General features: G+C 73.4%; 19 protein-coding genes. 11 read left to right on the plus strand and 8 right to left on the minus strand.

Annotation, left to right across the window (positions count from 1 at the left end; translation table 11 throughout):
• The first annotated feature begins 29 nt into the window (after window positions 1–29).
• Both ACFP1K_RS28630 and ACFP1K_RS28635 read left to right on the plus strand, forming a co-directional pair.
• A complete protein-coding gene (locus ACFP1K_RS28630; RefSeq protein WP_380758996.1) occupies window positions 30–1,199 on the plus strand; it encodes an MFS transporter in 1,170 nt (389 codons plus the stop codon).
• Window positions 1,200–1,302: 103 nt separating this feature from the next.
• A complete protein-coding gene (locus tag ACFP1K_RS28635; protein ID WP_380758998.1) occupies window positions 1,303–2,583 on the plus strand; it encodes a D-arabinono-1,4-lactone oxidase in 1,281 nt (426 codons plus the stop codon).
• A gap of 27 nt (window positions 2,584–2,610) precedes the next feature.
• Here the strand turns inward: ACFP1K_RS28635 and ACFP1K_RS28640 are convergent, their stop codons facing one another.
• Complete coding sequence (locus tag ACFP1K_RS28640; protein ID WP_380759000.1) at window positions 2,611–3,384, minus strand: hypothetical protein; 774 nt, start codon at window positions 3,382–3,384, stop codon at window positions 2,611–2,613.
• 343 nt (window positions 3,385–3,727) lie between these two features.
• On the opposite strand from ACFP1K_RS28640, the gene sepH reads away from it, so the two are divergent.
• Window positions 3,728–6,334: a septation protein SepH gene (gene sepH / locus ACFP1K_RS28645; RefSeq protein WP_380759002.1), complete on the plus strand. Its 2,607-nt coding sequence runs from the start codon at window positions 3,728–3,730 to the stop codon at window positions 6,332–6,334.
• Between the two features lie 286 nt (window positions 6,335–6,620).
• Here the strand turns inward: sepH and ACFP1K_RS28650 are convergent, their stop codons facing one another.
• Window positions 6,621–8,486 (minus strand): PH domain-containing protein, encoded by a 1,866-nt coding sequence (locus ACFP1K_RS28650; protein ID WP_380759004.1) that lies wholly within the window; start codon window positions 8,484–8,486, stop codon window positions 6,621–6,623.
• Window positions 8,483–8,998, minus strand: coding sequence for a PH domain-containing protein (locus tag ACFP1K_RS28655; RefSeq protein WP_380759006.1), 516 nt, complete (start codon window positions 8,996–8,998; stop codon window positions 8,483–8,485). Before ACFP1K_RS28655 ends, ACFP1K_RS28650 begins: the two co-directional genes overlap by 4 nt.
• Window positions 8,999–9,195: 197 nt before the next feature.
• Here ACFP1K_RS28655 and ACFP1K_RS28660 point away from each other — a divergent pair, with 197 nt between their 5' ends.
• The 5 genes from ACFP1K_RS28660 (at window position 9,196) to ACFP1K_RS28680 (ending at window position 16,549) form a co-directional block, all read left to right on the plus strand.
• Window positions 9,196–10,176, plus strand: coding sequence for an ATP-binding cassette domain-containing protein (locus ACFP1K_RS28660; RefSeq protein ID WP_380759008.1), 981 nt, complete (start codon window positions 9,196–9,198; stop codon window positions 10,174–10,176).
• On the plus strand, window positions 10,173–10,985 hold the full coding sequence (locus ACFP1K_RS28665; RefSeq protein WP_380759011.1) for an ABC transporter permease: 813 nt from the start codon (window positions 10,173–10,175) through the stop codon (window positions 10,983–10,985). Before ACFP1K_RS28660 ends, ACFP1K_RS28665 begins: the two co-directional genes overlap by 4 nt.
• Before the next feature lie 521 nt (window positions 10,986–11,506).
• Window positions 11,507–12,100 (plus strand): YbhB/YbcL family Raf kinase inhibitor-like protein, encoded by a 594-nt coding sequence (locus ACFP1K_RS28670; protein ID WP_380759013.1) that lies wholly within the window; start codon window positions 11,507–11,509, stop codon window positions 12,098–12,100.
• 183 nt (window positions 12,101–12,283) lie between these two features.
• Entirely contained in the window at window positions 12,284–14,197 is a 1,914-nt protein-coding gene (locus ACFP1K_RS28675; protein WP_380759015.1) for a hypothetical protein, read from the plus strand.
• 81 nt (window positions 14,198–14,278) lie between these two features.
• Window positions 14,279–16,549, plus strand: a complete 2,271-nt coding sequence (locus tag ACFP1K_RS28680; protein WP_380759017.1) for a SulP family inorganic anion transporter — start codon at window positions 14,279–14,281, stop codon at window positions 16,547–16,549.
• A gap of 35 nt (window positions 16,550–16,584) precedes the next feature.
• Here the strand turns inward: ACFP1K_RS28680 and ACFP1K_RS28685 are convergent, their stop codons facing one another.
• Window positions 16,585–16,713: a hypothetical protein gene (locus tag ACFP1K_RS28685; protein WP_380759019.1), complete on the minus strand. Its 129-nt coding sequence runs from the start codon at window positions 16,711–16,713 to the stop codon at window positions 16,585–16,587.
• 63 nt (window positions 16,714–16,776) lie between these two features.
• On the opposite strand from ACFP1K_RS28685, the gene pdxR reads away from it, so the two are divergent.
• Together pdxR and ACFP1K_RS28695 are read left to right on the plus strand one after the other, a co-directional pair.
• On the plus strand, window positions 16,777–18,177 hold the full coding sequence (pdxR, locus tag ACFP1K_RS28690) for a MocR-like pyridoxine biosynthesis transcription factor PdxR (protein ID WP_380759021.1): 1,401 nt from the start codon (window positions 16,777–16,779) through the stop codon (window positions 18,175–18,177).
• Window positions 18,178–18,306: 129 nt separating this feature from the next.
• Window positions 18,307–18,606, plus strand: coding sequence for a cell division protein SepF (locus ACFP1K_RS28695; RefSeq protein WP_380759023.1), 300 nt, complete (start codon window positions 18,307–18,309; stop codon window positions 18,604–18,606).
• 73 nt (window positions 18,607–18,679) lie between these two features.
• Here ACFP1K_RS28695 and ACFP1K_RS28700 read toward each other — a convergent pair whose 3' ends face one another.
• The 3 genes from ACFP1K_RS28700 to ACFP1K_RS28710 form a co-directional block, all read right to left on the minus strand.
• On the minus strand, window positions 18,680–19,264 hold the full coding sequence (locus ACFP1K_RS28700) for a hypothetical protein (RefSeq protein WP_380759025.1): 585 nt from the start codon (window positions 19,262–19,264) through the stop codon (window positions 18,680–18,682).
• Between the two features lie 325 nt (window positions 19,265–19,589).
• Window positions 19,590–20,111: a hypothetical protein gene (locus ACFP1K_RS28705; protein ID WP_380759027.1), complete on the minus strand. Its 522-nt coding sequence runs from the start codon at window positions 20,109–20,111 to the stop codon at window positions 19,590–19,592.
• Between the two features lie 300 nt (window positions 20,112–20,411).
• Window positions 20,412–20,846, minus strand: a complete 435-nt coding sequence (locus tag ACFP1K_RS28710; protein ID WP_380759028.1) for an ester cyclase — start codon at window positions 20,844–20,846, stop codon at window positions 20,412–20,414.
• 153 nt (window positions 20,847–20,999) lie between these two features.
• On the opposite strand from ACFP1K_RS28710, the gene ACFP1K_RS28715 reads away from it, so the two are divergent.
• A complete protein-coding gene (locus ACFP1K_RS28715; protein ID WP_380759030.1) occupies window positions 21,000–21,566 on the plus strand; it encodes a GNAT family N-acetyltransferase in 567 nt (188 codons plus the stop codon).
• On the opposite strand, the gene ACFP1K_RS28720 is transcribed toward ACFP1K_RS28715, so the two are convergent.
• Window positions 21,563–22,177, minus strand: a complete 615-nt coding sequence (locus tag ACFP1K_RS28720) for a TetR/AcrR family transcriptional regulator (RefSeq protein WP_380759032.1) — start codon at window positions 22,175–22,177, stop codon at window positions 21,563–21,565. The two genes, ACFP1K_RS28715 and ACFP1K_RS28720, sit on opposite strands and share 4 nt — an antisense overlap.
• Between the last annotated feature and the right edge of the window lie 382 nt (window positions 22,178–22,559).

The raw sequence follows: 22,559 nt of genomic DNA on the forward strand, positions 1-22,559 counted from the left end.
TGGTAGGGCCGTACCGGGAGCTTTTCAGCGTGCCCGGAGCCAAGGGTTTCGTCATCGCCGGCTTCTTCGGGCGGATGCCGATGTCGATGCTGGGCATCGGCATCGTGCTCCTCATCTCGGCGCTCACCGGATCGTACGCGACCGCCGGGGCGGTCTCGGCGACGGTCTCGGTCGCCTACGCGGTCGCGGCTCCGGTGACGGGCCGGCTGGTGGACAGGTACGGCCAGGCCAGAATACTCACGCCTTTCGTGCTGCTGCACGGCGCCGCGCTGATCGCCATGATGCTGTGCGCCCACCACGACGCCCCGCGCTGGACCCTGTTCGCCACCGGCGTGGTCGTCGGCGGCGCCGCCACCTCGCTCGGCTCGATGGTGCGGGCCCGCTGGTCGCACCTGCTCGCCGGGTCGTCCAGGCTGCACACGGCGTTCTCGTTCGAGTCGGTGGCCGACGAGGTGATCTTCGTGAGCGGGCCCGCGCTGGTGACCGCGCTCACCACGATGATCGACCTCTACGCCGGGCTGATCCTCGCGCTGATCTTCACCCTGGTCGGCACCATCGCCTTCGCGGTGCAGCGGGGCACCGAGCCGCCGGTGCGGACGGGCGAGGAGAACTCGGGCAGCCCGATCACGATCCCGGGCGTCGCGCTGCTGTCCTGCGTGTTCCTCGCCATGGGCGCGGTGTTCGGCTCGGTGGACCTGATCACGGTGGCCTTCGCCGAGGAGCACGGCACCAAGGCGGCGGCCGGGCTGCTGCTCGGGGCGTTCTCCAGCGGCAGCCTGGTGTCGGGCCTCTGGTACGGCGCCCGGCGGTGGCGGATCTCGCTGCGCCGCCGGTTCACCCGCGGCCTGGCGGTGTTCGCGGCCGGACTCTCCCCGATCCTGCTCATCGCGGACACCCGCGTCATGGCGATCGGCCTGTTCTTCGCGGGACTCGCCATCTCGCCGACCATCATCACCGGCTACGCGCTGATCGAACGGCTGGTCCCGGTCCACCTGCTCACCGAGGGCATGTCGTGGATCTCCACCTCGGTCGGGTTCGGCGTGGCGGTCGGCGCGTGGGCCGGGGGACGGCTGACCGACACGTTCGGGCCGTCCAACGCGTACGTCTTCTCCCTCGGCTGCGCGCTGCTGGCGGTGCTGATCGGGTTCGGCGGCAACACCTGGCTGCGCACGTCGGAGGCGGGGCACGCCTCCGCCTGAGCCCTCCGTTCCGCCCCGGGCGCACGCGCCGCGGCCGGGGCTGAATGTGAGTAGTGCTCAGATCTCTGTTCATCCGCCGCCGGCGTGGTTATCGTGCTCCAGCATGAAAGCCGTCTTCCGGAACTGGGCGAGGAACCAGTCCGCGACGCCCGCCGAGGTCCGGGCGCCCGCCTCCGCCCGCGAGGTCGCCGAGGCCGTGCGGGACGCCGCCGCGCGCGGGCTGCGGGTGCGGATGACCGGCACCGGGCACTCGTTCACCGGGGTCGCGCTCACCGACGGCCTGCTGCTGCGGCCCGAGAGGCTCACCGGGATCGACGAGACCCGCGACGGGCAGGTGCGGGTCGCGGCCGGCACCCGGCTGCGGGCGGTGAACGAGGAACTGGCCCGGCGGGGGCTGGCGCTCGCCAACATGGGGGACATCACCGATCAGACCGTCGCGGGCGCCATCCAGACCGGCACCCACGGCACCGGCCGCGCGGCGGGCGGGCTCGCCGACCAGGTCACCGCGCTGGAGATGGTCCTCGCCGACGGCTCGATCGTCACCATGACCGAGGGCGACCTGTTCGACGCCGCCCGGGTGGGGCTCGGCGCGCTCGGAGTGATCACCGCGGTGACCTTCCGGGTGGAGCCCGCGTTCCTGCTGCGCAGCGAGCGGCGGCCGATGCCGCTCAGCGAGATCCTGTTCTCGCTGGACGAGCTGACCTCGTCCAACGAGCACCTGGACTTCTTCTGGCTGCCGCACACCGACACCTGCCTCACCAAGCGCAACAACCGCTCGCCCGGACCCGCCGAACCGCCCGGGGCGTTCCGGCACTGGCTGGACAACGTGTTCCTGGAGAACACCGTGTTCGGCGCCCTGTGCGCCGCCGGCGGGCGCTTCCCCGGCGCGATCCCGTCCATCAACGCGCTCTCCGCCCGGGCCCTCGCCGCGTCCACCTGCGTCGACGCCTCGTACAAGATCTTCACCAGCGTGCGCCGGGTGCGGTTCCTGGAGATGGAGTACGCCGTCCCCCGCGAGCACCTCGCCCAGGCGCTGCGCGAGACCCGCGACCTGGTGGAGCTGCGGGGCTGGGGCATCACCTTCCCCGTCGAGGTGCGGGTCTCCCCGCCGAGCGACGCCTGGCTGTCCACCGCCTACGGCCGCGACTCCGCGTACATCGCCTGCCACATCTACCGGCCCACGCCGAACCCCGCCTACTTCGAGGAGGTGGAACAGATCATGACGCGTCTCGCCGGGCGCCCGCACTGGGGCAAACTCCACACCCGTGACGCCGCCTACCTCGCCGGCGTCTATCCCCGCTTCCCCGACTTCCTGCGCCTCCGCGACGAGCTGGACCCGTCCCGGCTGTTCACCAACGACCATCTGCGGACCGTCCTCGGCTGACCGGTCTCACCCGGTGCCGGGATCGGCTCACTCGCCGTCGGGGCCGACCACGCCGGGGTCGTCCTGCGGCTGACCGGTCTCGGCGCCGGAACCGTCCGGGGAGGCCGGGGCGGACGGCGCGCCGGAGTCGGCGGGGGCCGGGTCGGTCTCCTGGCGGTCGGCGGGCACGGACGCGGAGGGCTCGGGGGTGCCCGCGCCGCCCTGCTCGCCGGAGGTCTCGTTCACCGTGGGGGACGGGACAGGGGTGGCGGCGTCGCGGACCGTGCCGCCGAGGGTGGTGCCCGAGCCGTCCCTGCCGTGCACGGTGGCGGCGAGCGGCCTGCCGCTGACCAACTCGAAGGCCAGGATCCCGCCCATGCTCAGCGCGAAGATCGCCGCGGTCGCGACGGCCATGGCCGCCCAGGTCCGGCGCGGCGACGGCTTGTGCGTCAGGTGGGGCACCTCGGCCGTGGCGGGATCCAGCGGGACGGCGTCGTCCAGCGTCCGCGGGCGCTCGGCGGGACCCTGCTCGCGGACCGTGGCGTGCGCCGCCCTCGCCAGGCCCTCCTCGCCCTCCGACGTCACCGGCACGTCGTCCTGCTCGCCGGTGATCAGGCCATGCTCCCGTAACCGCCTGTGCCCGCGTTCGATGTAGTGCGTGTAGACGGAGTTGCCGACCGTGGTCGCCACGCTGGCCAGCGCCGCCCCGATCACGGTGCCCGTGACCCCGAGGAACGACGCCCCTACTGCGGCCGTGGCCGCCGCGAGGGCGCCACCCACGACCTGCGGTGCGCTGATGTCCAGCCCGTCCTTGCCACCCATCCGGCCCTCTCCCTGGTGCGTCCCCGGCCCCGGCCTTCGCCGGGGCTTGTCCCCCCTATCCACTGGGGAGCCTCACGAACCTGTTTCGGTGGTCTTGCGGGAAGTGCGGGCGGGATCGCACGCGATTGGCGAGAATCCGAGCGTGACGCCCTACCTGTTTGCTGCATAACGAGCAGCCGCTGGATAGGGTGAATGCGATGATATGACCGCCTCTCCTGGCTTCCCGGAGCCGCGGCGAAAGGCGATGTTCGGACATGCCGGGTACGGTGCTGGCAGGCAACCGGCTCACGCGAGAGACTCATGGGTCCGGGGGAAGAAAGAGCATGACGACGAAGGGACCCGCATGCAGGAGCTCCGACTCGTCGCGGTAAGCGAGGACGGAACATACCTCGTACTGGCCACGGCCGGTCGGGGCACGCGGTTCACGCTTCCGGTCGACGAACGGCTCCGTGCGGCGGTCCGCGGCAACTTCTCCCGTCTCGGCCAGTACGAGATCGAAGTGGAGAGTCCGTTGCGCCCCAAGGAGATCCAGGCCCGCATTCGCGCGGGGGAGACCGCGGAGGAGATCGCCGCCACCGCGGGTATCCCGGTGGAGCGAGTCCGCTGGTTCGAGGGACCTGTGCTGCAGGAACGCGAATACACCGCCCAGCAGGCACAGCGCGTGGCCGTCCGGGTGCCCGGCGAGCCCACCCCCGGGCCGACGCTCGGCGAGCTGGTCACCGAGCGGCTCAACCGACGGGGCGTGCCGGCCGACGAGATCGACTGGGACTCCTGCAAGCGCGACGACGGCCTTTGGCGCATCAAGCTCGGGTTCGTCTGGAACGGCCACACCCGCAACGCGGAGTGGCTCTACGACATGCGCCGCCGCCACGTCACCCCCCACGACGACGAGGCCCTGCGCCTGTCCGCCGCCGAATACGTCGAGCCGTCCGAAGAGGCGACGATCACCCCCTTCGTCCCCCGCCTGGCCGCCAAGCTCACCCCCGTCCCCCCGCGCCCCACCACCTACCACTCCGACCCCACCCCCTTCCCCACCCGCTCCCAGGACCCTCACGCGGAGCCCTCGGCCCACTGGGCCGATTCCCCCCATCTCCCCGCGGACCCTCCACCTACCCCCAAGCCCATCCACTTCTCCCCCTCCCACCCGCCCGACCACCGCGCCCCACAGCCCGACCACCGCACCCCGGCCGCCCAGCCCGACCACCACTCGTCCCAGCCCGACCACCGGCAGACCGCCCCCCAGGCCGGCCACGGGTCCACGGCCACCCCGGGCGACCACCTGTCCCCCACGCCTCAGCCGGACCGCTCCACGGCGTCCCACGCCGAGCCCGCGCACCTCTCGCCCTCGGCAGAGCCCGCGTCCCACTCCACGGCACCGCCCGCAGAGCCCGCCGCCTCCGCGCGCCCGGCGGAACAGGGCCATCTGCCCGCCGCCTCCGCGCGCCCGGCAGAGCACTCCCAGCCGCCTGCGGAGTCCTCGCCCCTGCCTGCGGACGCGTCGCGCGTCTCCCCCGGCCTCTCGTCCCACCCGGGCGACCCCGCGGACCGGCCGTCCGAGGTGTCCGCCCGCCACGCCGAGTTCACGCGCCTGACCGCCGAGGCCTCCGCCCATCACGCGGAGTTCACCCGCCTGACCGCCGAGGCCTCCGCCCATTCCCCGCACCCGGCGACCGCCGACGCCGTACCCGCCACGGCGACGACCGCGCGCACCCAGCCCGCGCCTACGGCCGCCACAGAGCCCGCACACTCCCCGGCGGACGACGCCACCGCTCCCGGCCCCCAGGCCCAGGCAACACCGGCGGCCACCACTTCCACCCACCCGGACACCCAGCCCGCACCCGCGGCACCCACAAGCTCGAACGCCACCCAGGCCACGCCTGCGGCCACCGAGCCCACCCCGGGCACCGCCGAGGCAACACCCGCAGCCGCAGAGGCCACCCACCCGAGCACCGCCCAGGCCACGCCGGCGCCAACGGGACGCCCCACCCCGGGCACCGCCCAGGCAACGCCCGCGGCCGCCTCGGCGAACGCCGCCCAGGGCACGTCACCCGCCGCCGAGCTCACAGAGCGGGACAACACGGCCACGGCCCCGGCCGCCGCACCCACCCGGTCGGACGCCGCCCAGGACGCGACTCCCGCCGCCGAGCCCGCCCGCCCGGCCACCCCCGAGACCCGGGCACCCGCCACCACCGGTCCGGCCCACCCCACCGCCACCCCTGCCGCCACATCGGCACCGGCGGCCACACCGGCACCTGCCGCAGCGGCGGCGGCCGTGTCGACCACGTCGACCACCTCGGCACCGGGCACGCCGGCGCCGGGCACCCCGGCCCCTGCCGCGCCCGAATCCACCACGCCCAAGCCCGCGGCGGCACGCACCGTGGAGACACCCGCTCCGGCCGCCCCTGCGGCGAAGGCACGTCCGGGGAACGCCAGGACCGACGCGGCCGGGGTCCCGGCCCCGCCGCCGTCCGGACGGCGTCAGCGGCACGGCGCGCCGGGCTCCCGGCAGCCGCTCCCGCCGACGGTGCGCAAGGCACCCACGCACACGGCCCCGCCCGTCCCGGCCGCCCCCGCCGCCGCGTCGGCCGCCGCCGGTAGCAACGCGCCCGCCACCCCGGCCACGGATCACGGCACGCCCGCCTCTCCCGCCGCCCCGGCGGCGGCTCACAGCGGCCCCGCGGCAGCCGTCAACGGCACCGAGCCCGCGGACGGGATCGCCGTCCCGGCGGCCCGGCTGAGCGGCGAGGCCGAGCCGGCCGCAGCCGTCACCGAGCCCGACACCAAGCCCGACAAGTCGGAAAAGCCGGAAAAGGAGCCCAAGGCGGCCGAGCCCGCGGTCCCGCCCCAGGCCCCCAAGCCCGCCCGCCCCGCCCGCAAGGGCTCCCGCGGCCGCCGCGCCTCCGTCCCCACCTGGGACGAGATCATGTTCGGCGCCCGCCGCCAGGATTAGCCACCCAGGCGAAGCGCCCGTCCCGACGCACCCGCACACACGTCGTGGCGATGCCGCAGGCCCCAAAGGCCTTGCGGCATCCGCCAAGCATGAAGAGCGGCCGGCGTCCGGCCCCACCCACCGATCACCACACCCCGCTCCGGACACGACCTCCCCCCGGCGGCCGCCATCGGCGTTCCCGGATCCCAGGCCTCATGTGAACGGTGGCCGGCCCCGGCACAGGCGCGCGGGACCCGCGATCAGCGACCGGCACCCGGCGGAAGGGCGGTCACAGAGGCGTGGAGGGCTACGGCGCGCGGGTGGTGCCAGGCGCCGGGGGCTCGGAGGGAGCGAGGAACGGGGTCAGCCAGTCGGGGGTGACGGTGGTGGCGAAGTCGATGCCCTGGGACTCGCCGGTGTCGATGGCGTGGTAGCCGCCGCTGCCCGCGCCTACGCCGACGATCACGGTGAGGACCTTGGCGCGGCGCTGGAACCAGGTCTGGCGGATGGTCCACCCAACGACGGCGCGGCGCTCGACCACGGCCTGTGAGCGGGGAAGGGAACCGGAGCGGACGGACAGGCGGGTGCCGTCGTAGGCGTGGCCCAGGGAGCGGTAGCGGTCCAGGCCTAGGGGGATGCCCAGGGCGGCGATCACCAGGGCCGCGGCGCCGAGCCAGAGCCAGTCCAGGATGACGGCGGCCAGGGCCAGGACCAGGCCGGGGAAGACGGCGCGGAACAGGCGCCTGCGGCGGGCCTGGGGCGGGTGGGGAGCCAGGGGGGCGGTGAAGGGGCCGACCGCTTCGGCGGCGATGCCGAGGACGAAGTCGCGGGGGCCGGTCGGCAGGAGCTGGCCGCGGGTGCGGGAGTCGCCGAGGCCGGTGACGATCGCCCAGAGCCGCCCGACCTTGGCCGTGCGCTCCAGGAGGCCCTCGGCGAACTCGTAGCCGCGGATCCTGGCGTGCTCCAGGGAGACGCTGCGCCGGTTGATCAGGCCCCGCTCGGCGAGCAGGGACGCGTCGTGGCGGCGCAGCGTGAAGTTCCAGTTGAACACCGCGTACATGACACAGGCGCCGAGGGGACTGACCACCACCAGCGCGAGCGCGATGAGGGCCAGCAGCACGGGACGGTGCCACAGCCACTCGGCGAACTGCCAGGCGGCCCGCTCGCCGAAGCCGAGGTTCTCGCCCCACTGGAACGCCAGGCCGATGGCACCACCGAACAGCGCGAACGGCGCGAGAAGGTACGTGGCGGACAGCGGGCCGTACCTGAACCACGATCTGGGCACCCGGACGTACACCCGGTCCGGCTCGGGGGCGGGCGCGGGGGCCTGGGCCGGCGCGCCGGGCACGGCCGGCCCGGCCGTCTCCCGTCCGGCCGCGTCCTGGGCGGGTGCCGGGCGCGCGGTGCGGCTGCGGCTCAGGAGGATCGTGCGCAGGTGCGCCGCCTCGGCCACCGAGACGCCGTTGAGCTCGCCCTCCTGCTTGTCGCCGCCGCTCGCGCCGGTGTCGATCTTGACCACAGCCAGCCCGAGGAGGCGGTGCATCGGCGGGGTGGAGATGTCCACCCCCCGGATGCGGTCCAGCGGGATGCTGCGCACCGAGCGGCTGATCAGCGAGCGGGTGATCTCCAGCCGGTCGGCCACGACCTGGTAGGTGGTCGTGGCCCAGCGCAGCGCCGCGAACCCGATGGACCCGACCACCGCGACCAGCGCCCAGAGGAACGACGACGGCCTGAACCCCCCGACGAACAGCACACCCGCCAGCGGCAGCAGCAGGGACGGCGCCATCCGCACCGGGTCGATCAGCAGGATCAGCGGGCTCAGCCGTGAGGGCCGCACCTCGGCCCCTCCCCCGGCCCACTCCGGCGGCGGCCCGGCCCCGGGCGGAAGGTCCGTCGGAGGCGGCGGAGCAGCGGGCCGGTGCGGCACCCCACCGTTCGGGACGGGAGGCGGGTCGGGGACGGTGGGCCGGGTGGGGTGGTCGATGGGAAGCGCGCCACCGGGAGGCTCGGCGGAAGGGATACCGTCACGCTGCCCGGAAGGGCGGATGCCGCCGGGAGGCTCGGCAGAACGAGCACCGTCGTGCGGCTCGGCAGAACGGTCGCCGCCGGGAGGCTCGGTGGGCACGGTGCCGCCGGAGGGCGGGGACGGACGGTCGGGGGGGTCGGTGGTCACGTCGCGTCGTCCCTGAGTTCGTGGGCGCGGTGGGCGAGGTCCTCGGCGAGGCGGGACGCGACGTGGATGTCCAGGCCCTGGATGGAGGAGGAGCCCGCGTACGAGGCGGTGCGGATCTCCAGGGTGGCGAGGCCCAGCATGCGCTCGAACCAGCCCTGCTGCTTGTCCACGGTCTGGATGCGGCTCACCGGGACGAAGACCCACTCGCGGCTCACCCAGCCCGACCGCGCGTACACCACGTCCCCGGACAGCTCCCACCGGTGCACGGCGTACCGCCACAGCGGCTCGCTGATCAGGAACGGCAGGGTGAGGACGCCGACTATCACGGGCAGCCACCAGGCGTTGCCGGCCGCCCAGTCCGGCACCCAGGACCAGCTCGTGCCCGAGATGATGGTCGCCACCAGCACCGAGGCGCCCACAAGGAACAGGAAACCGATCAGGGCCTGCAGCAGCCACAACGTGATGGCGCGGCGGGACACCCGATGGGCGGGGTCGCGCAGGGGAGCTGTCACGTCACCAGCCTAGCTAGATCGCCCCTTCCCGTGGGCCCGCGGCCGGGCGGCCGGGCGCGGGCAGGCCGCTTTCCGGGCGCGACGGACCCGGTATCGCGCGCCCGCCGAAATGTCGGTGGCGTTGGGCAGACTGGGGTCACGTCTCCCGGACCGCGAGCCGGGCACGCCTTACCCGTTCACTGAGGAGTGAAACAACGATGCGATATGCGGTCCAGGCGGAAGGTCTGGTCAAGAGATACGGCGAGACGCGCGCGCTCGACGGGATCGATCTGGAGGTCCCCGAGGGCAGGCTGCTCGGAGTGCTCGGGCCGAACGGCGCCGGGAAGACGACCGCCGTGCGCATTCTCGCCACTTTGCTGAGACCAGATGAGGGTCGTGCCACGGTTGGCGGCTTCGACGTGGTCAGGGAGGCCCACAAGGTGCGCACCCTGATCGGTTTGACCGGGCAGTACGCCGCGGTCGACGAGGCGCTGACCGGTGTGGAGAACCTCGTGATGATCGGGCGCCTGCTCGGGCTGACGCGCGTGGACGCGAAGCGCAGGGCGGCCGAGCTGCTGGAGCGCTTCGACCTCTCCGACGCCGGGGGGCGTGCCGCCAAGACCTACTCCGGCGGCATGCGCCGCAGGCTCGACCTCTCCGCCAGCCTGGTGGGGCGGCCCCAGGTGCTGTTCCTGGACGAGCCGACCACCGGTCTCGACCCGCGCAGCCGCACCGAGCTGTGGGGCGTGGTGCGCGGCCTGATGGCCGACGGCGTCACGGTGCTGCTCACCACGCAGTACCTCCAGGAGGCCGACGAGCTGGCCGACGACATCGTGGTGTTCGACCACGGCCGGGTCATCGCGTCCGGCACCTCCGACGAGCTGAAGGCCACCACGGGGGCGCAGGTGCTCCAGGTCCGCCCGATGGACGACGCCCACCTCGGGCTGGTGGGCGACGTGATCGGCGAGATCCTCGGCGAGCGTCCCGAGCTGGCCGGGGGCCAGGCCACCGTCAACGTCAAGGACCCCACGGTGGTCCCGCGCGTGGTGCGCCGCCTGGACGACCTCGGGGTGGTGGCGGCCGAGCTGAGCCTGCGCAAGTCCAGCCTGGACGAGGTGTTCCTCGCGCTCACCGGCCACCGCGCCGAAGACCAGACCACCGATGAGCAGGACGCGGAGAAGCTGGAGGTCCCGGCGTGACCACGCTCACCGGCACCACCGCGGTGCACACCCTCCACAACCGGGTCGGCCCGGCCGCCGGGCTGCGGCACACCATGACCCTCGCCTGGCGCAGCCTGGTGCAGATCAAGCACAACCCGATGGAGCTGCTCGACCTGTCGGTGCAGCCCATCATGTTCCTGCTGCTGTTCACCTATGTCTTCGGCGGCGCCATCGCGGGCTCCACCACCGAATACCTCCAGTTCTCGCTGCCCGGCCTGGTGGTGCAGAACATGCTGTTCGCCACGCTGACCACGGCGATCGGCCTGAGCACCGACATCAACAAGGGGGTCTTCGACCGGCTGCGCAGCCTGCCGATCGCCCGCTCCGCGCCGCTCGCCGGCCGCATCGTCGCCGACACCCTCAAGCAGGTGTGGGCGTTCGCGCTGTTCCTCGGCCTCGGCACCGTGCTGGGCTTCCGGGTGCACACCGGTGTGATCGGCGTGCTCGGCGCGCTCGCCCTGCTGCTGGGGTTCGCGCTGGCCATGTCGTGGTTGTCGGTCCTGATCGGCCTGGTCGCCGCCGACCCCGAAAAGGTCCAGATCATGGCTTTTTCGATCATGATGCCGATCACCTTCACCTCCAACGCCTTCGTCCCCACCAAGACACTCCCCGAGTGGCTCCAGCGCTGGGTGGAGGTCAACCCGGTGACCCACCTCGCCGACGGCGTCCGCGGCCTCCTGACCGGCGGCCCCGTGGCCAACCACGCCCTCGTCTCACTGATCTGGGGCATCGCCATAGTCCTGGTCTTCGTCCCCCTCTCCCTGCGCGCCTTCCGCGCCCGAGGCTGACCCACCTCAGCCACGCTCGGTCGCCCCGCGCCTCAGGTGCGGCGGCGACCGAGGGGTGGTGGGGGGCTGCGGCGTGATCCGCCGAGGGGGCGGTGAGGGCCGTGGCAGTGTGTCTCACCTGGCGGTATCGGGGATCGGACGGTGAGACGCTTCGAAGATGTAACCCGGCGGTAACAACGGTCCTCCGCGAGGGGCGAGGGCCGCGGGCGGGGGTGGAAGCCGGGTACGGATGTGATCGTGACGGGTGGTTCGCCGGATGGCGGGCCACCCGTTTCGCCTGTCAGGGCGGGATCGGGCGGCCGGGTGTCCTGAGCTGCGGTGATGAGGGGACCCGGGGGGCGGGTGGGCCGGGGCGGGGGGTGGAGGGACGGGGGTCCCTGGGGTGGGAGCGGTCGTACCCCGGGGTTGGGTGGGGGGGACCCGGGACATGGGGTGATCGTGGGGAAATGAGGGGGCTGGCGAGCAGGGCATTCGGGTAACGGGGTCAGCGCACCCGCCAGATCCGCGTAGCATCAGCGAGCATGGGGCAGCGGAGAAAATCCGGGCCCGCTGGACGGGCGGGACACGAGGGACGCGCCGCCGCGAACGCCGCGGTGGCGGCGCTCGCCGTACTCGCCACCATGTCGGCGGGCTGCGGCATCGTCGGCGTGGGCTCTCCCACCGACCGTCCGCTGGACACGTTGAGCGTCTCGAGCCCCCGCTTCCGGGACGAGGCGCCGCTGCCGGTCGACTACTCCTGTTCAGGGCAGGAGGGCAACCCCCCGCTGCGGTGGTCGGGCGTGCCGCAGAAGCAGGCCAAGTCGATCGCCCTGGTGGTCGACGCCAACAACCCGCAGGGAGCGGCCGAGGTGCACTGGGTGCTGTTCAACATCGACCCGCGCACCACCGAGCTGGCCCAGGACAGCGTGCCACGCGGCGCGCTCCAGGGCCTGACCTCCATGGGCAAGGTAGGCTACTCGCCCCCGTGCCGCCCCGACGACACCTATCGTTTCAGTGTCTACGCGCTCGACGCCATGCTCGATCTGAAGGAAGGCGCCCCACTTCGCGACACGATGGAGCGCATCGCCTCCCGGACCATCGCCCGCGGACGGCTGTCGGCGGCTCACATCGAGTGAGCCCGCAGGCACGTCAGGTAGTGATGGATACCAAATCTTCTCGTAGGGTGTGACAACGGTCATAGTGGTCGGACAGAATCAGATGCAATCTCGGAGCGCAGGTGATCAAGGGGGGAGGGTCGCGTCGATGGCCGCGCGACCTCACCAGCGCCACTGGCAGGCCATGGCCATGAGGGTGGTGCAATGATCGCGGTCATTTTCGGCCTCGTCGCCGTCGTGCTACTCGTACTGATGGTCGTGGCGTTCGGCATGCGTTCGATGAATCGGCGGGAGAGCAACCTACCTCCCGAGCGGCTTCGCAAGATGGCCGAGCAGGCTGAGGACCCCAACGCCAAACGCCCCGGCCGTCCGGCCGAGGAGACGTTCTTCGAGAGCTTCCCCGAGGGATTCGACGCCTTCCAGGAACCAGAGCGCGCAACCGCCCGGCTGCGGCCGGGTAACGGCAGGCCCGCTTCCCGCCCCGCCGGCCGTCCCGGCGGGCGTTCCGCCCCGCGCGGCAAGGGCGCGTCCCACTCCGCCCGCGGCCGCCGCGGCGTCGACGAGTGGGGCGACGCCGACGACTACGACGACGACTACTGGACCAGGGTCCGCGCCGACGACGGCGCCTTCGGCGGCACCATCGCCGCGCGCATGGGCACCAGCCGCCCCGACCTGCCGAGCCCCGGCAACCCCGACGTCCGTCCCCAGGCCAAACCGGCGCCCAAGGACAAGAAGGAGCCGGTGGACGCGGAGGCCACCACCGTCCAGGCGCCGCTGCCGCCGCGCCCGGCCGGCCGCGGCGACCAGCCGCCCCTCCCCACTCGCGGCGACCGCACCGACCAACCCGCCGTCCCGTCCCGGTCGTCCGGCCTCGCCGACCAGCCGCCCGTTCCCCCGCGCTCGTCGTCCGGCCTCGCCGACCTGGTGGAGCGCCCCGCCGCCGCGGCCGAGCGCACCGCGACGTTCCCCGCCCCGGTGCCGCCCGCCCAGGCCCCGGCGCCCGCCGCGTCGGCCGCCGAAGTGCTCGGCGCCATCGGCACCCCGCAGCCCTCGGCCCGCACCCGCCGTACGCCGAGGCCCGACCCCGCCGACCCGCTCGGCCTGTCCGACGGCCGCGCCAAGCCCCGGCGGCGCGCCGAGCCCGGTGCCGGGGACCCCGGACGCGGCGCTCCGCGCTCCGGCGACCCCCGGCGCACCGACGGCCGCCGCACCCCGGGGGGCATCACCCCGCCCCGCGGCGTCGCCGCGGCCCGCACCGCCGACACCGGCCGCACCTCACCGCCCCGCGGTGCCGACCCCCTGGCGGGCGGCCCGCAGCCGTCCGAGGACCCTCTGAGCAGCGGCTCCTTCCCGAACGGCGCCATCCCCCGCGGCCCCTCGCCGAAGAACCCCCTGGCCACCGGCCCGGTGAACGGCGACCCGCTGGACGCCACCAGGGTCACCGGCCCGTTCGAGTCCCGCCCCGGCGGATACGCCCCCGCCCGGGGCAGCGGCCCGGTCACCTCGTCCGGCCCCTACGGCCGGAACACCCCCGGCCCGGCGGCCGGCCCCGCCGACCCGCGCACCGGGCGCACCGGCGACTTCCCCGCGGGGCAGTCCTGGCCCGCCCAGCCCGCCTACCCGGCGAGCGGTTCCTACGACATCCTGGACGGCCCCGAGCCCCCGGCGTCCGGCTCCAACGAGACCTGGCGGGCGGCCGACTACCAGATGCCGGCCAGGCGCGAGGGCTACGCCACCGATCCCGCCTACCCGGCGTCCGCCTCGTCCTACGAGGTGCGGCCCGGATGGGCGACCATCGACGACGGCGACGCCACGATCAGCGCACCCACCCCTTCTCACGGCTCTCCCGCCACCCCCTCGCGCCACCCCGGCGGCTACGAGCCCCCCGAGACGCGGTCGTCCGGCGGCGACCCGGGCTACGGCGGCCCGGCCGACACCACGGCGCCGGGCACCACCTCCGGTTCCTGGCCCCGCCCGCCGCAGAACAACGGCGGCAGCTGGCCGTCGTACTCCGAGCTGTACGGCAACGGCGGCTCGGGTGTGGACGAGCCGTCGCGGGCCTCGCGGGGCGGCCACCACCGCGTGGGTGACCCTGAATATCCCGACTATTACCGCTGATCCCTTGTCGTTCCTCCGGCTTCGGTAAAACGCGGCGGCCTAAGCCTTAATCAAACGGCCGCCGCATCGTATGGTCGCCTCATGACGGCCGACACGCACCGTAGCCGGACGAGGACAGAACGTCTCCTCGCCGTGGCCCGGCACGACCTGCCGGCCTCACTCGTCGTCTTCCTGGTCGCCGTCCCCCTCTCGCTCGGCATCGCCGTGACGTCGGGGGCACCGCTGGTCGCGGGCCTGGTCGCCGCGGTCGTCGGCGGGCTGGTGGCCGGGCCGCTCGGCGGCTCGGTGGTCCAGGTCAGCGGCCCGGCGGCCGGTCTGGCCCTGGTGGTCGCCGAGCTGGTCCGCACCTACGGCTGGCGCGCCACCTGCATGATCACCCTGATGGCCGGGCTGCTCCAGGTCGTGCTGGGCGCGATGCGGGTCGCCAGGACCGCCCTCGCCGTCTCGCCGGCCGTGGTGCACGGCATGCTGGCGGGCGTCGGCGTCGTGATCGCCCTGGCCCAGCTGCACGTCGTGCTCGGCGGGCAGCCGCAGCGCTCCGCCGTGGAGAACCTCGTCGAGCTGCCGAACCAGCTCGTGAACAACCACAGCCACGCGGTGGCGGTGGGTGTGCTGACCATCGGGCTGCTGATGGTGTGGCCGCGCCTGCCCAGGGTGAACGTCGTCCCCGCGCCGCTCGCCGCCCTCGTCATCGCGTCGCTGACCGCTGGCGTGTTCGGATGGGACGTCGCCCGCGCCGACCTGGCCAAGGGATTCGCCGACTGGGTGACCCCCGCCGCCCCGAGAGGCGACTGGCACGGCATCGCGGGCGCCGTGCTGCTGGTCGCCCTGCTGGCGGGCGTGGAGTCGCTGCTGTGCTCGGTCGCGGCCGACCGCATGCACAGCGGCCCGCGCGCCGACCTGGACCGCGAGCTCACCGGGCAGGGCCTCGCCAACGTCGTGTCCGGTGGGCTCGGCGGGCTGCCGGTGGCCGGGGTGATCGTCCGCACCACGGCCAACGTGCGGGCGGGCGGGCGCACCCGCTGGTCCACGACCCTGCACGGCCTGTGGGTGCTGCTGTTCGCGGTGGGGCTGAGCTGGACGGTCACGCTGATCCCGCTGGAGGCCCTGGCCGCGCTGCTGGTCTTCATCGGGGCCCGCATGGTCAACCTCGGCACCATGCGCGGGCTGCACGGGCACGGCGAGCTGCCGGTGTACGTCCTCACCATGGGCGCGGTCGTGCTGATCGGCCTTGCCGAGGGGGTGCTGGTCGGCCTCGGCCTCGCCGCGCTGGTGGCGCTGCGCCGCCTGACCCGGGTGTCGGTGCAGGTGCGCCTGGAGCCGGACGACCGGTGGCACGTCGTGGTGACCGGCTCGCTGACCTTCGTGGGGGTGCCGGTGCTCACCGACAACCTGCGCGCCATCCCGCCGGGCGCGGCGGTGGACCTCGACCTGAACGTCGACTTCATGGACAACGCCGCGTTCGAGGCGCTGCACGGCTGGCGCATGGAGCACGAGCGCGCCGGCGGCTCCGTCAGCATCGACGAGATGCACGACGAGTGGTACACCTCGGCGGCCCGGGGCACCCGGGCGTCGGCGGCCAAGACCCCGCCGCAGGCGCCCGAGCGATGGTGGCTGCCCCGGGCGTACCGGCGGGGCGGGCCGCAGTCCCACCTGCCGATCCGGCACTCCGGGCTGTGGGTGTCCTCCGCCGCCGCCGCGGACGACGAGGACTCCGGGGCGGTGCCCGACCTGGTGGCGGGGGCGGAGGACTTCCAGCGGCGCACGGCCCCGCTGGTCCGGCCGTTCCTGAACCGCATGGCGCGCGCCCAGGACCCGTCCCACCTGTTCATCACCTGCGCCGACTCCCGCGTGGTACCCAGCCTGATCACCGCGAGCGGCCCCGGGGACCTGTTCACGGTGCGCAACGTGGGCAACTTCGTGCCGCGGCACGAGGCCGCGGCCCGGGACGACTCGGTGGCGGCCGCCATCGAGTACGCCACCACCGCGCTCAACATCCGCACCATCACGGTCTGCGGCCACTCCGGCTGCGGGGCGATGGCGGCTGTGCTCAGCGCCGGGGTGAAGACCGAGGGCCTGCCCGGCCTGGGGCGCTGGCTGCGCCACGGCGACCACACGCTCGCCCGCTACATCCTGTCCGCCCCCGACGGCCCCGACGAGGGCCCGCTGGACCGGCTGTGCCGGGTCAACGTGGCCCAGCAGCTCGACAACCTGCGCACCTACCCCGGTGTCGCGAGCCTGGAGCTGTCCGGCCGCCTGGAACTGGTCGGCCTGTACTTCGACATCGCCTCCGCCCGGGTCCACATCCTGAACCCCGAAGGCTTCACCCCGGTCCGCGCCGGCTCCCGCTGACCCCCGCCCCACCGCTCGGCGCGCGCCGCCACCGGTCAGGACCGGCGGTCGCGGGGGGTGCGGCGGGGCTTGGGGCGGGGACGGTCGTGCACGGTCTCGCGCACGGGCTCGTCCGGGCCCAGCATGGCGTTGACCATGCCGATGGCCATGGCTAAATGCCTCATCTCGATCACTCCTTCCACCCACGACGCTACCGAGCGATTGGCCTACGCATATAGTCCACTTCCATGGCGACCAAGTGGTCCGGTTACGGACTCGATCTGCTGATGACGCGCGATCCCGCCATGGGGGTGCGCGGCGGGCTGGAGCACGCGCTGCGCCAGGCCGTGCGGTCCGGGCGGCTGCCGCCGGGCACGCGGCTGCCGTCCACCCGGGCGCTGGCGGCCGACCTCGGCGTGGCCCGGGGGTCGGTCAGCCAGGCGTACGACCAGCTCGCCGCCGAGGGCTTCCTCGTCGCCCGCCCCGGGTCGGGCACGGTCGTCGCGCCCCGCCCGGACGTCGCCGCCACGCCGCCGTCCGGGCGGGGCGCCGAGGCCCCGCCGCCGTCGCTGGACCTGCGTCCAGGGCTGCCGGACCTGTCGTCGTTCCCCCGGGCCGCGTGGCTGGCGGCGGCGCGGCGGGTGGTGCGGGACATGCCGAACGCCGACCTCGGGTACGGCGACTGGCGCGGCCACCCCGCCCTGCGGCGGGCCCTCGCCGAATACCTCGGGCGCGCGCGGGGCGCGGTCACCAATCCCGAGCAGATCGTCGTGTTCCCCGGCTACTCGCAGGCGCTCACCATGTTGTGCGACGCGCTGCGCGTGCTCGGCGGCGCGGTGGTGGCGTTCGAGGACCCCTCGCACCCGGGCTACCTGGCCAACGCCCGCAGCGCCGGGCTCACCGTGCGGCCGGTGCCGGTGGACGGCCACGGGCTGGAGGTGGACCGGCTGGACGCGGACGTGGAGACGGTGATCGTCACCCCCGCCCATCAGTACCCTCTCGGCGTGACGCTGAGCTCGCGGCGCCGCATCGACCTGATCGGCTGGGCGTGCGACACCGGAGGTCTGATCGTCGAGGACGACTACGACGGGGAGTTCCGCTACGACCGCCAGCCCGTGGGCGCGCTCCAGGGCCTGGCCCCCGGGCAGACGGTCTACGCGGGCACGGCCAGCAAGACGCTGGCGCCGGGCCTGCGCATCGGCTGGCTGGCGGCGCCGCCCAACCTGGTGCGGCCCCTCGGCGAGGCCCGGGCCTGCGAGGACCCGCACGTGCCGGTGATCGACCAGCTGGTGCTGGCCGACCTGATCACCTCCGGCGAGTACGACCGGCATATCCGCCGCCGCCGGGGGCACTACCGCCGCCGCAGGGACCGCCTCGCCGCCGCCCTGTCCGCCGTCCCCGGCCTGCGCCCGCGCGGGGTGGCCGCGGGCATGCACGTGGTGGTGGAGCTGCCCTCCGGGCGCCACACCGAGGCCGAGGTGGTGGCGCACATCGCCCACCGGGGTGTCGCGGTGGAGGGCCTGTCGGGCTACCGCCACGCCGCCCCGGGCCCACCCGCCCTGCTCGTCGGCTACGGCACACCCCCCGAGCACGCCTTCGCCCCGGCTCTGGACGCCTTCGCCGCGGGCCTCGCCGAGCTGTACCGCTGACGGTCCGCCGGACATTTCACGGCGGGCCGGCACGGCGGCTCTCGCCGTACCGGTGACCGTGCGACACGGCGTGGCCGTACTTTCCCGAGGATGCCGGGAAATGTCGTACCACGGTGTTACGGTCGCGAGGTGGAACGCCCCCCCGAACCCAGCGGTCCCGGCCAACGGCGCACTCCCCCGGCGCCGCCGGACATGTCCATGGTGCGGACCCTGCGCCCGCGGGACTACAACGAGGTCCTGTACGTCGGCCACTTCTACCGCAAGGGCCAGCCGGTGGTGATGGACCTGACGGGGATGTCGGACGCGGACGCCCGTCCGCTGGTGGACTTCGCGGCGGGCCTGGTCTTCGGCCGGTCCGGCGACATGGACCGCATCGCGCACAAGGTGTTCCTGCTGGTACCGCCCGGCATGGTCATCGACGGCGGGTGAGCGACCGCCCGGCGCCGCACCCGGGACGGCTCCCGGGTACGGCGGCCAGTGGGCGCCACGCGCCCCGGCGGGCTCAGAGCGGCGGGGTGATATCGGTGAAGGCGGCGCAGTTGGTGGGCCACACCGGGTTCACGGTAAGCGTGCAGCTGGTCGTGGCGACCTGGCCGGTCTTGCTGCGCACCGTGACGCTCAGCACGTTGGGCGCGGACGGGGCCACGGACAGCGCGACGCCCGTCGCGCCTTGGGGATAGCCGACCAGCGTGGAGAGGGTCTGCCACCGCAGGTTGGGCGCCGGCGACGAAGGATCGCGGATCAGCGTGGTGCCGTTGGCCTGCGTATGGGCGATGTAGAGGCCGGCCACGCCACCGGTCGGGGTGGCGTGGGCCGAACTGACCCCGTCGAGACGGCCGCGCGGGCCGGGCGGCCCGGCGGGTCCCCCGCAGTCGCTCCTCTTCTTGCCGTCGTCGTCTCCGCCGGGCCTCGCGGCGACCACCTCGGCGTCGTACGCCGGCCGCTGCCCGCAGACGTGCCGTGCCTCGGTCGCGGCGCCGGCCGTCGCGGGGGCGGCCAGGGCGACGAAGCCGCCGGTGATCGCCGTCGCCACCGCGAGCGTCAGCGCGGGCTTACCTCCGAAAGGACCTGTTTCCCGAGGAATCACTCGGTTCCCCCATATCGTTGAAATGCAATGAATGGTCTGTACTTCCGTGCCACCGTGGTAGCACCGCCCACTGGGAATACCCTTTCCACACTGTCGTGACGCGACGCCGGAGTAGCGATAGGGAAAACAGACGACACAGCAGAGAAAAGGCGTGTCACGGCCCGCGCACTCTCCGGGAATTCCCCACTCCGGCCGGAATACCGGCTAAGTGCGGCATGTGGTGAATTCCAATAACGCGCCGGCGAACCCTTTCTTCGCGTCGACGGCGATGCCGTACCCGGATCGTCCCGGGTACGGCATCGCGTCGCTCCGGCGTGCGGGAGGATCAGAGCGGTGGCGTGCGGTTGACGAAGGTGCCGCAGTTGCCCGGCCAGGTGACGTTCGGGGTCAGGAGGCAGATGACCTCGGCGACCTCGCCCGTGGAGCTCCGCACCGTGACGTGCAGCTGGTTGGGTGTCGCGCCCGGCACGGCCAGCGTGACGTCCGTCACGCGGCCGGGATACCCCACCAGCGTGGAGATGTCGTGCCAGAAGCCGTTCGGCGCCACCGACGACGGGTCGCGGATCAGCGTCGTGCCGTTGCCCTGGGCCAGCCCGATGTACCTGCCGGAGACCCCACCGGTGGGAGTGGCGAACGCCGAGTCGATGCCGTCGGCGCGGCCCGGCGGCCCCATGGGCCCGGCCGGGCCGGGCGGGCCGGGGTGACAACTGGTGCAGGGCTTGCCGTGATCATCACCCCTGGCCAGGGTGGCGGCGCCGTACTCCGCCTGGTACCCGGGGACGTTCCGGGCCTCGGCCGTCGCGGGGGCCGACACCGCGAGGAGCCCACCGGTGATCGCCGCCGCCACCGCCAATGCCTTACCTACGAATTGACCTGTTTCCCGAGGAATCACTCGGTTCCCCCATATCGCTTGAATTCCGATTGATTCGGACCTTCTTCGATACCCATCGCAGTGGTACCGCCCACAGGGAATACCCTTCGGGAACGACCACGACGCGATACGCGAAGTAGCGATAGGGAAAACAGACGACACAACAAAGAAAAGAACCGCACCCTCGATATTCCCGCATACCCCTAAGCGAGAATGCACCCCGTCATCGCACCCATTGCGCGGCTTTTTCCGCACAAGGACGCCCGGAGGGCGATGTCAGCCGTCGCCGTCGAAGCAGATGAAGCCGCCGATCTGGGCGGCGAGTTCGAGCTGGTCGTAGAAGATGCGGTGGCTGGCGATGAGGCCGTCCTCCACCACCGTCCAGCAGCAGGCGCGGACCGCGATGGGGCGCCCGGTCGCCTCGGCGACCTCTCCCCCGGCCGCGAGGTACGGCCCTTTGTGGGTGCCGGTGATCGTGTACTCGGCCACCAGGGTGTCGCCGGTCTCCGCCAGCGAGAGCGGGGTCACCATCGAGTCGGGAAACGCCTCCATGAACTGCGCGTAATAGGACGCGATCTCCTCGCGGTCCTGCCCGATGCCGTCCGGTGCGACCAGGACCGCCATGCGGGTGAAGCAGCCGGCCAGTGCGTCGAGATCATGCCTGTTGAAGGCCTTCCCGAGCCGGACGACGGCATTCTCACTACTGGACATCCACGCGTTCCCCCTCGCAGCGGGAGCGGCGCCCGGCCCGTACCCGGCCCGGCCGTCATGACCCCCGCGCCCCTTAATCCCTCACGATAGCGCAGGTCAACAACGCGGGACCTCCCTGTTCTACGGGGATACGCGGGCGCGTAGGCTGCTGCGATGCCCCATCAGAACCCGCCGGTCCCGGCCGAGATCAGCCTGCTGCCGCCCGCCGCGGCCGACGACCCGGTGCTGGTGACCGGACTGACCGATCTGGTCAACCAGGTCTACGCGGTGGCCGAGGAGGGCCTGTGGGCCGACGGCACCGCCCGCACCTCCGTCGCCGAGATCGCTGCGCTCGTCGGCGCCGGGGAGATCGCCGTGGCCCGCCTCTCCGGTGAGATCGTCGGCAGCGTCCGCGTCCGCCGCGTCCCCGCCGCGGACGGGGACCTCGGTGAGTTCGGCATGCTGGTGACCGCCCCCGCCCACCGGGGCGCCGGCACGGGGCGCAGGCTCATCGACTTCGCCGAGAGCCACACCCGTGCCCAGGGCCTCACCACCATGCAGCTGGAACTCCTGGTCCCGCAGACCTGGACGCACCCCGCCAAGGCCATGCTCCACAAGTGGTACACCCGCCTCGGGTACTCCCCCACGGGCACGCATCCCCTCGCCGACTCCCACCCCCATCTCGCCGGCCTCCTGGCCACGCCCTGCGACGTCCACGTCTACCGGAAGCCCCTCGGCTAGCCCTCCCCGGCGCCTCCTGGGCGGGCGGCGGGAAGCACGTGGGCGAGCGCGCGGCGCAGCACGGCCGCGAACGGCTCGGTGTCGCCGGCGGCGAGCCAGTGCCTCCCGGCGATCCGTACCGCGCCGGCGACCGCCGCGGCTGTGACCTGCGGGAACATGTCCCCGGCATGAGCGCCTGTGCGCTCGGCGATCGCCTCGGCCAACGGCTCCTCGGCCATGGTGAACGCCTTCAGGGCCTCCCCCTCCAGCGCCGGGGTGGACATGATCATGCGCAGCCCCGCCCTGTCGGGTTCGGGGTCGGTCAGGTGGCCGATCACCGCCGCGGTGACGGCCTGGTCCAAGGGCTCCCCGTCCGGTCTCGCCCGTAGGGCCTTTCCCAGCCGCCGGGCCTGGTCGGCCTGGAAGGAGCAGATCGCCTCCTCCCTGCTGGAGAAGTAGTTGTTGTAGGTCCGGGGCGAGACTCCCGCGGCCTCGGCGATCTCCTGCACCCGGACGAGCGCGAGCCCGTGCGGGCCCCGCTCGATCGCCAGGCGCAACGCGGCGGTGCCGATCGCCTCCCGGGTGGCCTGCTTGTACCGCGCCCGCAGGTCCATGGCTTCACCGTCGTTCATGCCCCCATCCTAGCCAGGTTGCTTGCGCGGACGGCACTTCATACGCGCACGGCATTTTCTACGTGACACGCGCACTATGCGTGGCACGCAAGTTGTGGATAGAGTGCGGGTCGACGCCTGGCACTCACATCCCGCGAGTGCCAACCAACCGAGGGGTGAGCCGGGACGACGAGGCCGGGAGGCCGTCCGTCGCGGGCGTCGTCCCGGCCCGCCCGCCCCGACACGCAGGAGGAGCCGATGGCTTCGAAGATGATCGCGTTCGACGAGAGCGCGCGCCGCGGCCTGGAGCGCGGTATGAACCAGCTCGCCGACGCCGTCAAGGTGACCCTGGGTCCCAAGGGCCGGAACGTCGTGCTGGAGAAGAAGTGGGGCGCTCCCACCA

Origin of the sequence: Sphaerisporangium aureirubrum (assembly GCF_042658925.1) — a bacterium.
GTDB classification, from domain to species: domain Bacteria; phylum Actinomycetota; class Actinomycetes; order Streptosporangiales; family Streptosporangiaceae; genus Sphaerisporangium; species Sphaerisporangium aureirubrum.